At 70.0% G+C, this 12,967-nt stretch carries 15 protein-coding genes; 12 read left to right on the forward strand and 3 right to left on the reverse strand.

Annotated features, from left to right (window positions below; all coding sequences use genetic code 11):
* The first annotated feature begins 202 nt into the window (after nt 1–202).
* Together rplK and rplA are read left to right on the forward strand one after the other, a co-directional pair.
* Complete coding sequence (rplK, locus tag K2F47_RS12000; RefSeq protein WP_242902943.1) at nt 203–631, forward strand: 50S ribosomal protein L11; 429 nt, start codon at nt 203–205, stop codon at nt 629–631.
* A gap of 76 nt (nt 632–707) precedes the next feature.
* A complete protein-coding gene (gene rplA, locus K2F47_RS12005; protein WP_242902944.1) occupies nt 708–1,424 on the forward strand; it encodes a 50S ribosomal protein L1 in 717 nt (238 codons plus the stop codon).
* Nucleotides 1,425–1,493: 69 nt separating this feature from the next.
* Here the strand turns inward: rplA and K2F47_RS12010 are convergent, their stop codons facing one another.
* The 3 genes from K2F47_RS12010 to K2F47_RS12020 form a co-directional block, all read right to left on the reverse strand.
* Nucleotides 1,494–2,000 carry an MFS transporter gene (locus K2F47_RS12010; RefSeq protein WP_242902945.1) on the reverse strand — a complete coding sequence of 169 codons (507 nt, stop codon included), beginning with the start codon at nt 1,998–2,000 and terminating at the stop codon, nt 1,494–1,496.
* A complete protein-coding gene (locus K2F47_RS12015) occupies nt 2,001–2,138 on the reverse strand; it encodes a hypothetical protein (RefSeq protein WP_242902946.1) in 138 nt (45 codons plus the stop codon).
* Between the two features lie 294 nt (nt 2,139–2,432).
* Complete coding sequence (locus tag K2F47_RS12020; RefSeq protein WP_242902947.1) at nt 2,433–2,675, reverse strand: MFS transporter; 243 nt, start codon at nt 2,673–2,675, stop codon at nt 2,433–2,435.
* Nucleotides 2,676–2,807: 132 nt separating this feature from the next.
* Here K2F47_RS12020 and K2F47_RS12025 point away from each other — a divergent pair, with 132 nt between their 5' ends.
* The 10 genes from K2F47_RS12025 to K2F47_RS12075 all read left to right on the forward strand — a co-directional run bounded on the left by K2F47_RS12025 (nt 2,808) and on the right by K2F47_RS12075 (nt 12,962).
* The gene (locus K2F47_RS12025) at nt 2,808–3,449 is read left to right on the forward strand and encodes a TetR/AcrR family transcriptional regulator (RefSeq protein WP_242902948.1); all 642 of its coding nucleotides are present in this window, start codon (nt 2,808–2,810) and stop codon (nt 3,447–3,449) included.
* 11 nt (nt 3,450–3,460) lie between these two features.
* Entirely contained in the window at nt 3,461–4,636 is a 1,176-nt protein-coding gene (locus tag K2F47_RS12030; protein ID WP_242902949.1) for a macrolide family glycosyltransferase, read from the forward strand.
* A gap of 317 nt (nt 4,637–4,953) precedes the next feature.
* Nucleotides 4,954–5,994, forward strand: a complete 1,041-nt coding sequence (locus tag K2F47_RS12040; RefSeq protein ID WP_242902950.1) for a hypothetical protein — start codon at nt 4,954–4,956, stop codon at nt 5,992–5,994.
* Between the two features lie 564 nt (nt 5,995–6,558).
* Nucleotides 6,559–7,419: an SCO4651 family lipoprotein gene (locus K2F47_RS12045; protein ID WP_242902951.1), complete on the forward strand. Its 861-nt coding sequence runs from the start codon at nt 6,559–6,561 to the stop codon at nt 7,417–7,419.
* A gap of 116 nt (nt 7,420–7,535) precedes the next feature.
* Nucleotides 7,536–8,420, forward strand: coding sequence for an SCO4651 family lipoprotein (locus K2F47_RS12050; protein WP_242902952.1), 885 nt, complete (start codon nt 7,536–7,538; stop codon nt 8,418–8,420).
* 284 nt (nt 8,421–8,704) lie between these two features.
* Nucleotides 8,705–9,340 (forward strand): 50S ribosomal protein L10, encoded by a 636-nt coding sequence (rplJ, locus tag K2F47_RS12055; RefSeq protein ID WP_372490844.1) that lies wholly within the window; start codon nt 8,705–8,707, stop codon nt 9,338–9,340.
* A gap of 48 nt (nt 9,341–9,388) precedes the next feature.
* Nucleotides 9,389–9,781: a 50S ribosomal protein L7/L12 gene (gene rplL, locus K2F47_RS12060; RefSeq protein ID WP_156219795.1), complete on the forward strand. Its 393-nt coding sequence runs from the start codon at nt 9,389–9,391 to the stop codon at nt 9,779–9,781.
* Between the two features lie 376 nt (nt 9,782–10,157).
* Entirely contained in the window at nt 10,158–11,228 is a 1,071-nt protein-coding gene (locus K2F47_RS12065; RefSeq protein WP_242902953.1) for an ABC transporter ATP-binding protein, read from the forward strand.
* Nucleotides 11,228–12,079 carry an MlaE family ABC transporter permease gene (locus K2F47_RS12070; RefSeq protein ID WP_443611970.1) on the forward strand — a complete coding sequence of 284 codons (852 nt, stop codon included), beginning with the start codon at nt 11,228–11,230 and terminating at the stop codon, nt 12,077–12,079. Before K2F47_RS12065 ends, K2F47_RS12070 begins: the two co-directional genes overlap by 1 nt.
* A 31-nt stretch (nt 12,080–12,110) precedes the next feature.
* The gene (locus K2F47_RS12075) at nt 12,111–12,962 is read left to right on the forward strand and encodes an MlaE family ABC transporter permease (protein ID WP_242902954.1); all 852 of its coding nucleotides are present in this window, start codon (nt 12,111–12,113) and stop codon (nt 12,960–12,962) included.
* Nucleotides 12,963–12,967 lie beyond the last annotated feature (5 nt).

A 12,967-nucleotide genomic window follows, 5' to 3' on the forward strand; every position in this document is an offset into this window, starting at 1 on the left:
GCCGTATCCTGGACGGGTTCCCCGCGCACGCGGGGGTGGTCCGGTGCTCGTTTCGATCTTCGGCCGGGAAACACCATTGCTCCCTGCGCACGCGGGGGTAGCGAGACTTCAACGGTTCCTACACGGCGGATTCGTCCCAGCCGCCGTGTTGCCCGGACGACCGGGAGTCGGAACCACCGATAACTGGGACAAAGGGGTTCGCATGCCTCCGAAGAAGAAGATAGCCGCGCTGGTCAAGGTGCAGCTCCAGGCCGGCCAGGCGACCCCGGCGCCGCCCGTCGGTACCGCGCTCGGCCCGCACGGCGTCAACATCATGGACTTCTGCAAGCAGTACAACGCTGCCACGGAGTCCCAGCGCGGCAACGTCATCCCCGTAGAGATCACCATCTACGAGGACCGGTCGTTCAGCTTCGTCACCAAGACGCCGCCGGCCGCGCAGCTCATCCTGAAGGCCGCCGGTGTCGAGAAGGGCAGCGGCGAGCCGCACAAGACCAAGGTCGGCTCGGTGACCCGCGACCAGATCCGCGAGATCGCCACGACCAAGATGCCCGACCTGAACGCCAACGACCTCGACGCCGCCGAGAAGATCGTCGCGGGCACCGCCCGCTCGATGGGCATCGACGTCAAGTAACAGCCTGTATCAGGCACCACCGTGGCAGGGCCGGCGCTGGCCCGTACCACAACGTTCCAATTGGAGGAACCGGAAGATGAAGCGCAGCAAGGGCTACCGCGCCGCGGCCGAGAAGATCGACCGCGACCGGCTGTACAGCCCGGTCGAGGCCGTGCAGCTGGCCAAGGAGACCGCCGTCACCAAGTTCGACGCGACCGTCGAGGTCGCGCTGCGGCTCGGTGTCGACCCGCGCAAGGCCGACCAGATGGTGCGCGGCACCGTCATCCTGCCGCACGGCACCGGCAAGACCGCCCGCGTGCTGGTCTTCGCGGGCGGCGCGAAGGCGGAGGAGGCCCGCGAGGCCGGTGCCGACCTCGTCGGCTCGGACGAGATGATCGAGCGGATCCAGGGCGGCTTCCTGGACTTCGACGCGGTCGTCGCGACGCCCGACCAGATGGGCAAGGTCGGCCGCCTGGGCCGCGTCCTCGGCCCGCGCGGCCTGATGCCGAACCCGAAGACGGGCACGGTCACGATGGACGTGGCGAAGGCCGTGTCCGACATCAAGGGCGGCAAGATCGAGTTCCGGGTGGACCGGCACGCGAACCTGCACTTCGTGATCGGCAAGGCGTCCTTCGCCGAGCGCCAGCTGGTGGAGAACTACGCGGCGGCGATCGAGGAGATCCAGCGGCTCAAGCCGTCGGCCGCCAAGGGCCGCTACGTCAAGAAGGCGGCGCTGACGACCTCGATGGGCCCGAGCATCCCGCTCGACCCGAACGCGGTCCGCAACCTCGCGTCCGACCTCGAAACGGCCTGACCAGCCACAAACACACCGGCAGGGCGTCCCCGAGACTTCGGGGGCGCCCTGCCGCCGTTTCACCAGCTCTCACGCACGGGCGGGCCTGGGCAGCAGGAACGTGGCGGCGAAGCACACCGCCGCCATCGCGGCGACGACCCACAGCGTGACGGCCATGGCGTGGTCGAAACCGGCGTCCGGCAGGCGGCCGAAGAAGATCGTGCCGAACGCGGCCACGCCCAGGGCGCTGCCGAGCTCCTGGACGGCGCCGAGCGTGCCGCCCGCCGAGCCGCTCTCGTGCGGCTCGACCCCGGCCAGGACGGTGGCGAAGCACAGCGCCATGACCAGGCCCATGCCGAGCCCGGTGACCAGCAGGGCCGGGGCGAGCTGCCACGGTGAGACGCCCTGGCCGGCCAGGGGCAGGGTGGCGATGACGCCGGTGACCCCCGCGATGGCCACGACCGTGCCGCCGTGGATGACCGTGCGGCCGAGCCGCCGCAGGGGCCGCACCACGGCGAAGCCGACGATCGTGCCGACGGCCAGCGGGATGTTGGCGAGGCCCGCCCTCGGCGGCGTGCAGTGCAACCCCGACTGCACCTAGAGGCTGAGGACCAGGCCGCCGCTGAACGCCCGCTTGCCGAACAGGCCGGGCGTGACCAGCGTGGCGCGGCCGGGCCGTCGCCGCCGCACCTGGTGCCGGGCGAAGCCGCCGAAGACCGCGAGCGACGCGGCCATGGACCCGAACGTCCAAACCGGCCAGTGCAGCTCCCGCCCTGACCAGCGGATAGATCAGCAGCAGCGTGCCGGACGCGACCAGCAGCATGCCGGTCAGGTCGAGCCCGCCCTGCGCCGTCCCCGGGCCGGGGCAGGAAACGGAGATCCGCGGCGACGGCGGCGAGGCCGACCGGAAGGTTAACCAGGAAGATCATCCGCCAGCCGGTGCCGGGCCGCCGACCGAGGACGGGCCCATGACCGGGCCGAACACGCAGAACGCGGCGCCCGTCTCGGTGGGCGGGAACATGTCCCGGATCAGCCCGAACCCCTGCGGGACCAGCACGGCTCTGCCATCGCCGTCGTGTCAGCGGCGCCGACCCACTGGATCATGCTGGTCGAGCCGCCGAGGTCGTGCCGCATGGACGGCGCGGCGATTGTGGTGACCAGTGCGTCGAGCATGTCCATGACTGCCCCGACGAGGATCACGCACAGCCCGGCCCAGCGCCACCGGTAAAGAGCCGACGCGGGGGTGTGCCGGGTCTCGACCGTGCGGGTCATGGGGGCCTCCTCGGGGTGGTCGCGAGCGCTATACGGCAACCCGATAATCGATCGCGCCCCTGCCTAGTCAAGTAAGTGTTTGATTGAAATAAGCATTGACATAACAAACTCACATGCTCATATGATCGGGCCATGCCCGAGAAGAAGCCACGCAGGTCCCCCAAGTCGCAGGAGCGGCAGCGCGACGCCGAGCGCACGCGCAAGCAGATCCTGGACGCGGCGCTCGTCGAGTTCGGCGCGCACGGGTACGCCGGCGCCCGGATCGCCGCGATCGCGTCCAGGGCGCAGGTCAACGTGCAGTTGATCTCGTACTACTTCGACGGCAAGGAGGGGCTGTACCAGGCCGTCTCGCGGCACTGGCAGGAGCGGCGCGGCGAGCTGGTGCCGCCCGGCACGCCGCTGCCCGAGCAGCTCCGCCGGTACGCGCTGGAGGCGCTGAACAACCCCGACGGCGTCCGGCTGCTGGCCTGGAACGGCCTGGAGTACACCGGCCCCTCGCAGGAGCCGGTGGAGGGCGCCGACGGCCCCCGCAGCGGCGCCGACGAGATCCGCGCCTTGCAGGCCGAGGGCCGGCTGCCCGCCGAGCTGGATCCCGCCTGCCTGACCATCGCCCTGATGGCCGCCGCGATGGCGCCCACCACGCTCCCGCACATGATCGACGCCACGTGCGGAACCGACCCCCGCTCCGCCGAGTTCGTCCGCCATTACGCGGACCAGATCGCCCTGCTCGCCCGGCTCCTCGGGCTCGACCCCGACGAGCGCCCCCCGTCCTGAAGGAGTCCGCCATGGCCCACATCGCCTTCCTCAGCCCGCCCGAGTCCGGTCACCTCAACCCCACGCTGCCGATCGCCCGGGAGCTGGTCGCCCGGGGCCACCGGGTCAGCTACCCTGCCCCCGCCTCGGTCGCGGACCGCGTCCGCGAGACCGGCGCGCAGGTCCTGCCCTACGACCGCCGCCCGAGCGAGCCGATCGTGATCGACGGCATGGACGCGGCGGCGCGCGCCACCCTCGCCCTCCTCCAGGACCTGGAGTACGCCCTGCCGCAGATCGAGGCGGGCTACGCCGGCGACCGGCCCGACCTGATCGTCAACGACTGGCTCGCGTGGGAGGGCGCGATGCTGGCCGCGAAGTGGGACGTCCCGCGCGTCCAATCATGGAGCGCCCATGCCGCCAGCGAGGGCTACGACTTCGGGCAGTTCATCGTCGGGATGTTCGCGGCGAGCCCGATCAGGGCGGAGTTCGACGCCCTGCTCGCGACGGTGCTGGACCGGCACGGCATACCGCCGTTCGAGCTGCACGACTTCTACCGGCCCGCCGCGTCCAACCTCGTCTACCAGCCCCGGTCGTTCCACGTGCACAACGAGACCTTCGACGACCGCTACGCCTTCGTCGGCCCCACCCGCACGTCCGACCCGGAGGGCTGGACCCCGCCGGGACGGCCCCTGGTGTACGTCTCGCTGGGCACGATCATCAGCGACCCGGCCTTCTTCCGCACCTGCGTCGCCGCCTTCACCGGCCAGCCGTACCAGGTCGTGCTGTCGGTCGGCCGCGACCTGGACCCGACAGACCTCGGCCCGCTGCCCGCAGGCATCGAGGCGCACCAGCACGTCCCGCAGCCCGCGGTGCTCGCACACACCGACGTGTTCGTGACGCACACAGGGATGAACTCCACAATGGAGGCGCTGGCCGCCGCCGTGCCGATGGTCGCGGTGCCCCACACGCCGGAGCAGCAGACCACCGCCGACCGCGTCGCCGAACTCGGTCTGGGCCGGTGCCTCTCCCCGGCCGAGGCGACCCCGGACCGGCTGCGCGCCGCCGTCCGCGACCTGCTGGACGACGCCGCCACCAAGCAGCGCCTGCGCGCCATGCAGCGCGACGTTCACGCCGCGGGCGGCGCTCCCCGAGCCGCCGACACGATCGAAACCAGGCTCACCACCGCAAAGACCCCCACCGCCCCCTGACCCCGCAGAGGCGCCAGAGCCTGGCGTGCAAGGGCCTGTTGGTCTGTGAGTGTTGACGAGTGCTCGCGAGATGTCATGCGTACGGTGAGTGACGTGAACCTGACGGAATGGATGAGGGCGCAGGGCGTTGGGCCGCGTACGGCGTATCGCTGGTTCCGTGAGAATCGTCCTGGACGAAGGTGAGGACAAAGACGACCTGGTACGGGACATGGTTGAGATCTTGGCCTCGTTGTGTGCCCGTCTGTACGGGCACCGGTCGGCGCGCGATCGTGCTCGCAAGGCGCTGAGGGCGGCTGAGCATGGCTGAGCAGAAGAGGTTGCGGGACATCGCCCGGCCGTTCGTGGCCGAGGGGCCGACCGGGGTGAGCATCCGGGACCGGCTCAAGGGCCTGACACCGCAGGACGAGGAGGTGTTGCGGGCCGTAGGCGCGCACATGGGGTCGTTGGCGTCGGGTGACCTGACCCGGCGGTGTCGGGATGGCCTGGCGCATTCCACCGACACCTGGGCCGCGCGGAAGCGGGAGTTGACGGCGGTGTCGTCTTCGCGGTGGGCAGGGTCGGTCACCTCCCATACCCACGACCAGTGGGGTCTTGCGCGACGTGCGCAGTGGGCGCACCTGCGGTCGTTGGAGGCGGGGGCCCGCACGGTCGCGTACCGGCTGTCACTGCCGGTCGGGGAGAAGGGCGGCAAGGGACGGCCGGGCGGGTACCGCAGCAAGCACGAATGGTTCACCAAGACGCGTCGGCTGGCGATTCTGGAGGCTGAGTACGCGCGGGTGGCGGCCGCGCGTGACGCGGGGCGGGTGTCGGTGGTACGCGGTGGCCGCCGGTTGGCCAAGCAGCGTCACAACCTAGCGGCCGCAGACACAACCGTGCGGGAATGGCGGGCGAGATGGGAGGCGGCACGGTGGTTCCTCACCGCCGACGGCGAATCCGGCAAGCGGTTCGGTAACGAGACCATCCGCGTCACCCCCGCTGGGGAGGTCTCGATCCGGCTCCCGGCGCCGCTCGCCGGGCTGGCCAACGTCAAGCCCGGCCGGTACGTCCTGGCGGCGCGCGTGGCTTTCGCGCACCGGGGCGCCGAATGGGCCGACCGGGTCCAAGCCAACCGAGCGGTGGCCTACCGCATCCACTACGACACCCGCCGGGGACGCTGGTACCTGGACGCCTCCTGGAAGCGTCAGGACCTGCCGACCGTGCCGCTGGATGCGCTGCGGGCCGGGGGCGTGGTCGGGGTGGACGCCTCCTACGCTGGACCCGGGCCGTCGGCGTGCGGGCCATCGCGATCGAAGACCTCGACTTCACCGACTCATCCACCCGCGAGAAGCACGGCCGCCGTAAACGGTTCCGGCAGCTGATCTCCGGCATTCCCACGGGCAGGCTCCGCGCCCGGCTGCTGGCCATGTGCGCCGAGGCCGGCATCGGCGTGATAGCCGTCGACCCCGCCTACACCTCCCGGTGGGGAGCCCAGCACTGGCAGGCCCCCACCAGCTCCACAACGCGCAAGACGTCCCGGCACGACGCGGCGAGCATCGCGATCGGACGACGCGCTCTCGGGCATCGGATCCGGCGACGGACGGCACCGCCCCCTGCTCACCAGAGCGATGAGCAGGGGCATCGGACCACCCAGGCCCCTTCCGGTGACAGGGAGCGCGAGGAAACCCGCCCACCCGGCCCGGACCGCGGACAGGATCTGAGGGAACCGGACCACGGTGCGAACGCGGGCGACCAGCCCCTCCAAGACCGTTCGGGACGGGCGCAGTACCGGAACGACCTCCGCAGTCGTTTCGGATCACTGTCCAGGAGCGGTACGCCAATGGTCGTAGCGGATTGGTGGGCATTCGTACCACCGGGGGATGTAGGGCTGGGGGCCCGCGGCGAGACTGGGGTCACCTGAAGGCGACGAAGGAGGCTCAACCCCCATGAACCGACGAATCGTGGTGGCGGCCGGCGGTACCGCGGTGGGCGCGGCGCTGGTGCTGTCCGGATGCAACGGGGACAACGGATCGGGGAACGGTTCGACGGAGAACGTGAAGCTCAGCGCCAACGAGGCGCTGCTGAAATCGTCCGAGAAGACCGGGCAGGCCGACACGTTCAAGGCCGACCTCACCGTGCGGAGCACCGGGACGGGCGGCGGCAAGGTGCACGCGAACGGGCAGTTCCGGCTGCGTCCGACGCTCAAGTTCACCGCGAAGCTGGACGAGTTCAGCCTCGGCGGACGGGACGCCCCGGGCCTCAAGGGCCAGGCGATCTACACCGACAACGTCCTGTACGCGAAGGTCCCGCAGGTGGCGCAGTTCGTCAGCGGCGGCAAGTCGTGGGTGAAGATCGACGCGAACAAGCTCGCGCAGCGCGGCGGCCTGAACCTCGGGGATCTGCTGAACCAGGTCCAGCAGGTGGACCCGGCCGAGCAGACCAAGATGTTCACCGGCTCCAAGGACGCCGCGCGCGTCGGCACCGAGACGATCGACGGGGTGAAGACCACGCACTACCGCGGCACGGTGACCGTGCGGGACGCGCTGAACCGGCTGGACCCGCAGGCGCGCCAGCACGTCGAGAAGTGGCTGCCGAAGAGCAACGACAACGGGAAGATCAGCTTCGACCTGTGGACGGACGGCAAGAACCTCCCGCGCAAGCTGGAGTCGAAGGTGACGGGCTCGCAGGCCGAGAACGGCACCGTGACCGTCCTTTACAGCGACTACGGAAAGTCGTTCGGCGTGAACCCGCCGCCGTCGGACCAGGTGGGTGAGCTCTCACTCGGATCGTTGTTCGGCGGTAACTAGCCACGGTTGGAAAAGCGGCAGCGCGGACAAAACGAACCCCGCTAGTCTCCTCTGCGTCCTACTTTGCGTCCGGCCGGAGCGCTCGGGCACTCAGACCAGACGAAGGAGACCCCCAGATGATCCGTCGCTTCACCGTGGGGACGGCGGTGGCCGCCGGCCTCGCCCTCTCGCTCACCGGCTGTCTCGGCGACTCCGGTACGAAGGTGGACGAGGCCGGCAAGAACATCAAGTTGACCGCCGCGCAGGTGCTGGGCAGGACCGCGCAGAAGACCGGGCAGACCGACGCGTTCAAGGCCGACCTGTCCATGCAGATGCAGGGCGCCGCCATGGGCGACACGTCGATGACGGGCAGCGTGCAGTACCGGCTGAAGCCCGAGCTGGCGTTCAGCATGCGGTTCGACCAGATGTCGGTCGCGGGGCGGTCGATGCCCGGCATGGAGCAGCGGCTGGTCGGCCGGACCATGTACATCAAGATGCCCATGCTGGCGCAGCTCGGCGTCAAGACGGGCAAGCCCTGGCTCAAGATCTCGCTGGACGAGCTGGGCAAGAAGTCGGGCATGAACCTCGACCAGCTCATGGAGCAGTCGCGGCAGACGGACCCGGTGGAGACCACGAAGATGCTGACCGCCTCCAAGGACGTCCGGGAGGTCGGCGAGGAGACGGTGGACGGCGTCAAGACGACGCACTACACCGGCACCTACCGGCTGGAGGACGCGCTCGCCAAGCTGCCGGCCGAGGAGCAGCAGCGCAAGCGCCAGGCCATGGACAAGCTCAACATGGACTCGATGGCCTTCGACCTGTGGGTGGACGACCAGCAGCTGCCCCGCAAGATGGCGATGCGGTCGGGCCAGGCCGCCGACGGCAAGATGACCATCACCATGCGGTTCCACGACTTCGGCAAGCCGGTGCAGATCACCGCGCCGCCCGCGAGTGCGACCAGCGACTTCGGCGAGATGCTCGGGCAGCTCGGCAACGGGCTGAAGCCCCCGGCCGGCACCTGATCGCCTGACGTAGGGGAGGGGCCGCGCCGGGAACGGCGCGGCCCCTCCTGATTTGGTATGAGGACGGCGAACGCGTACGCTGTTGTCTGCCGAAGACCGCCGGTCGTCGCCTCCCACGAGGCGACCGAAGGACCCGAAGAGATTCGGGCGGCCCGCGTAGGTGAGACGAGAGCTTCACATGACCTCCGCGTCGTGTCACGCCCCGTGCGCCTACGCCGGGGCGTTCCTGTTTTTCTGGAGCTTTTCGCCCCGGCGGCTTCCCCAGGTAATCGGAAGGAGGCCCCATGGCCAAGGCCGAGAAGGCAGCGGCGATCGCCGAGCTCAAAGCCGAGTTCGAGAGCTCGAACGGCGCCGTGCTGACCGAGTACCGCGGGCTCACGGTGGCGCAGCTCAAGGAGCTGCGTGGCAACCTCGGCGACAACGCGAGGTTCGCCGTGGTGAAGAACACGCTGACCAGGCGCGCGGCGGGCGAGGCCGGTGTCGACGAGCAGTTCAGCGAACTGCTCGAAGGCCCGTCGGCGATCGCGTTCGTCAAGGGCGACGTGGTCGAGGCCGCCAAGGGCCTGCGTGACTTCGCCAAGGCCAACCCGCTGCTGGTGATCAAGGGCGGCTTCATCGACGGTCAGTCGATGGACGCCTCCGAGGTCGCCAGGCTCGCGGACCTCGAGTCTCGCGAGGTGCTCCTCGCGAAGCTGGCCGGTGCGATGAAGGCGAACATGAGCAACGCGGCCGCGCTGTTCAACGCCCTGCCGACCAAGGCCGCGCAGCTGGCCGAGGCCCTGCGCGTCAAGCGCGAGGCGGCCGGCGAGACCGCCGAGGCGCCCGCCGACGCCGCGACCGAGGCTCCGGCCGACGCGTCCGACGACGCGGCGACCGACGCACCCGCCGAGGCTCCGGCCGACGCGCCCGCCGCCGAATAGGCACCCGCGGTTCCCCTTAAACACTGAAGCCATAGCGGAGGAGACACCATGGCGAAGCTCAGCAACGACGAACTGCTCGACGTCTTCAAGGAGATGACCCTTCTTGAGCTGTCCGCCTTCCTGAAGGAGTTCGAGGAGGCGTTCGACGTCAAGGCCGCCGCCCCGGTCGCGGCCGTGGCCGCCGCCCCCGCCGCCGGTGGTGCCGGTGGTGGCGAGGAGGCCGCCGTCCAGGACGAGTTCGACGTCATCCTCGAGGGTGCCGGCGACAAGAAGATCCAGGTCATCAAGGAGGTTCGCGCGCTGACGAGCCTCGGCCTCAAGGAGGCCAAGGACCTGGTCGACGGCGCGCCGAAGGCGCTGCTGGAGAAGGTCAACAAGGAGACGGCCGACAAGGCCAAGGAGGCCCTGGAGAAGGCCGGCGCTTCGGTGACCGTCAAGTAGTACGGCCCGAACGCTTCTCTTCGACGAGGCGGTCGTCCCACCCGGTGGGGCGGCCGCCTCGTCGCGTCCTCCCGGATTCGCGTCCTCCCGAACGGGTTGTGTGGGGCCGGGTGCGGGGCGTAGCGTCCCGTCTGACGCGGTGGCCCCGTCACGCCCCATCGTCCCCGGCAGCGCCGTAAGTAACGATTGTCTTACAACGTCGCATTTCACCGCTGAACTGGGACCGAACCCCTTCCATTTGCGCGACGGGCCGCTACGGTAGTGGCACCCGTCACGGCTACCGGACGGTAGCAACAGGGTGGACACGAGGTGTCACCGCCCGCGTGCTACTCGCTCAGTGGTTCGGGAGCCCCCCGGCCTGGACGAAAGGTGACGAGTGGGTGTCGAGATCAGGGTCGAGGGCCTGACGAAGTCCTTCGGCCGTCAGACCATCTGGCAGGACGTGTCGCTGACCGTCCCCGCCGGAGAGATCTCCGTGCTGCTCGGCCCGTCCGGCACCGGCAAGTCGGTGTTCCTGAAGTCGCTGGTCGGCCTGCTCAAGCCCGACCGCGGCCACATCTGGATCGGCGACCGCGACCTGCCCCGGCTGCCCGAGTCCAAGCTGTACGAGACCCGCAAGCTGTTCGGCGTGCTGTTCCAGGACGGCGCGCTGTTCGGCTCGATGAACCTCTACGACAACGTCGCGTTCCCGCTGCGCGAGCACACGAAGAAGTCCGAGTCGCAGGTCCGGCAGATCGTCATGGAGAAGCTGGAGCTGGTCGGGCTCATCGGCGCCGAGCGCAAGCTGCCCGGCGAGATCTCCGGCGGCATGAAGAAGCGCGCCGGGCTGGCCCGCGCGCTCGTCCTGGACCCCGAGATCCTGCTGGTGGACGAGCCGGACTCCGGCCTCGACCCGGTCCGCACCGCGTTGCTGAACCAGACGATGGTGGACCTCAACGCCGAGATCGGCGCGACGTTCCTGATCGTCACCCACGACATCAACACCGCCCGCACCGTGCCCGACAACATCGGCCTGCTGTTCCTGCGCGAGCTGGTGATGTTCGGGCCGCGCGAGATGCTGCTGTCCAGCGAGGAGCCGGTCGTCCGGCAGTTCCTCAACGCCCGCACGGTCGGGCCGATCGGCATGTCGGAGGAGAAGGACGTCTCGGAGCTGGAGGCCGAGGCCGCGCTCGGCCGCGACCCCGGACGGCTGCCGCCGATCCCGCCGCAGCTCATGACCAGCGACGGCCGCGTCCGCGCCGGTCAGCACGCCCCGGGCGCGTGGTGCGCGGCGCACGGCGTGACGCCGCCGCCCGGCTCGTTCGTCGACGACCTCGGCCGTAACTGGGTGGAGGAGTGGCCGCGCTACGTCGCGTCCATGGCGCCCGGCGAAGCCGTCGCGCCCGGCGGCCGCTTCCCGGGCGACCCGCCGCCGCCCAGGTCGTCCGGCGCGGGTGCGGGCCGCTGATGGCCGCACCCGGTATCGACGCGGACCGGCGCGGGGACGAGGCCGACGAGGCGTCCCCCGGCGTGTTCCGGCGGGTCACCGACGGCGCGGCCAACGTCGCGATCAAGGAGCCGGGCCGGTTCTTCGCGCTGTGCCTGGACACCTTCCGCGCGATGTTCAAGTGGCCGTTCCAGTGGCGGGAGTTCATCGAGCAGGCGTGGTTCATCGTCAGCGTCACCGTCGTCCCGACGATGCTGGTCGCGATCCCGTTCGGCGGCGTGCTGTCGTTGCAGGTCGGCGGGCTGATCCGGCAGCTGGGCGCGCAGTCCTACACGGGCGCGACCGCGGTCGTGGCGATCGTGCGGGAGGCGAGCCCGCTGGTGACCTCGCTGCTGGTCGCGGGCGCCGCTGGCTCGGCGATGTGCGCCGACATCGGCTCCCGGAAGATCCGCGAGGAGATCGACGCGATGGAGGTGCTCGGCATCAACCCGCTGCACCGCCTGGTCGTGCCGCGGATGCTCGCCTGCGCGTTCGTCGCGGTGTTCCTCAACGGCCTGGTGTCGGTGGTCGGGCTGATGGGCGGCTACTTCTTCAACGTCATGCTCCAGGACGGGACGCCCGGCGCCTACCTGGCCTCCTTCAACGCGATCGCGCAGCTGCCCGACCTGCTCCAGGCCGAGCTGAAGGCGTTCGTGTTCGGGATCACCGCCGGGCTCGTCGCCGCCTACAAGGGGCTGAACGCCAAGGGCGGGCCGAAGGGCGTGGGCGACGCGGTCAACCAGACCGTCGTCATCACGTTCATGCTGCTGTTCCTGGAGAACTTCCTGATCTCCACCCTGTACTTCCAGTTCGTCCCGTCGAAGGGCATGTGATGGGGACCTGGGCGCCGCGAGGGGTGCGGCGATGAGCGCGGCGGCGGGCGGTTCGCGCCGGACGTTCTTCCGGTGGCTCGGCGTCCCGTTGCAGCGGCTGGAGGACCTCGGGCACCAGCTCTGGTTCTACCTCCGCGCGTTCGCGTGGACGTTCCGGGTGCTGCGCCGCTACCGGACAGAGGTGCTGCGGCTGCTCGCGGAGGTCAGCCTCGGCACCGGCGGCCTCGCGGTGATCGGCGGCTCGGTGGTGATCGTCGGGTTCATGACGTTCTTCACCGGCAGCCAGGTCGGCCTCCAGGGGTATGAGTCGCTGAACCAGATCGGCACGGCCGCGTTCACCGGGTTCGTCGCGTCCTACTTCAACACGCGGGAGATCGCGCCGCTGGTGTCGGCGCTGGCGCTGTCGGCGACGGTCGGCTGCGGGTTCACCGCGCAGCTCGGCGCGATGCGGATCTCCGACGAGATCGACGCGCTGGAGGTCATGGCCGTCCCGTCGATGCCGTTCCTGGTCACGACCCGGATGATCGCCGGGATGATCGCGGTGGTGCCGCTGTACATCGTCGGGCTGCTCGCCTCCTACGGCGCGACGCGGCTGATCGTCACATTGTTCTACGGGCAGTCGACGGGCACCTACGACCACTACTTCCACCTGTTCCTGCCGCCGAACGACATCCTGTGGTCGTTCGGCAAGGTGATCGTGTTCGCGGTGCTGGTCATGCTGATCCACTGCTACTACGGCTACCACGCGAGCGGCGGCCCGGCGGGGGTCGGCATCGCGGTCGGCCGCGCCGTCCGCACCAGCATCGTCGTGATCAACGTGGTCGACCTGATGCTCGGGATGGCGATCTGGGGCGCCTCCACGTCCGTGCGGATCGCGGGGTGAGGGCG

It is taken from the genome of Actinomadura terrae (genome assembly GCF_022751215.1).
GTDB lineage: Bacteria > Actinomycetota > Actinomycetes > Streptosporangiales > Streptosporangiaceae > Spirillospora > Spirillospora terrae.

Excerpts from the sequence above, each read along its gene's own strand:
- K2F47_RS12015 (WP_242902946.1), bottom strand. The coding sequence starts at position 2,138 with ATGGCCGCGTCGCTCGCGGTCTTCGGCGGCTTCGCCCGGCACCAGGTG.
- K2F47_RS12025 (WP_242902948.1), top strand. The coding sequence starts at position 2,808 with ATGCCCGAGAAGAAGCCACGCAGGTCCCCCAAGTCGCAGGAGCGGCAG.
- K2F47_RS12075 (WP_242902954.1), top strand. The coding sequence starts at position 12,111 with ATGAGCGCGGCGGCGGGCGGTTCGCGCCGGACGTTCTTCCGGTGGCTC.
- K2F47_RS12050 (WP_242902952.1), top strand. The coding sequence starts at position 7,536 with ATGATCCGTCGCTTCACCGTGGGGACGGCGGTGGCCGCCGGCCTCGCC.
- rplJ (WP_372490844.1), top strand. The coding sequence starts at position 8,705 with ATGGCCAAGGCCGAGAAGGCAGCGGCGATCGCCGAGCTCAAAGCCGAG.
- K2F47_RS12020 (WP_242902947.1), bottom strand. The coding sequence starts at position 2,675 with ATGACCCGCACGGTCGAGACCCGGCACACCCCCGCGTCGGCTCTTTAC.
- K2F47_RS12030 (WP_242902949.1), top strand. The coding sequence starts at position 3,461 with ATGGCCCACATCGCCTTCCTCAGCCCGCCCGAGTCCGGTCACCTCAAC.
- rplA (WP_242902944.1), top strand. The coding sequence starts at position 708 with ATGAAGCGCAGCAAGGGCTACCGCGCCGCGGCCGAGAAGATCGACCGC.
- K2F47_RS12045 (WP_242902951.1), top strand. The coding sequence starts at position 6,559 with ATGAACCGACGAATCGTGGTGGCGGCCGGCGGTACCGCGGTGGGCGCG.
- K2F47_RS12070 (WP_443611970.1), top strand. The coding sequence starts at position 11,228 with ATGGCCGCACCCGGTATCGACGCGGACCGGCGCGGGGACGAGGCCGAC.
- rplL (WP_156219795.1), top strand. The coding sequence starts at position 9,389 with ATGGCGAAGCTCAGCAACGACGAACTGCTCGACGTCTTCAAGGAGATG.
- rplK (WP_242902943.1), top strand. The coding sequence starts at position 203 with ATGCCTCCGAAGAAGAAGATAGCCGCGCTGGTCAAGGTGCAGCTCCAG.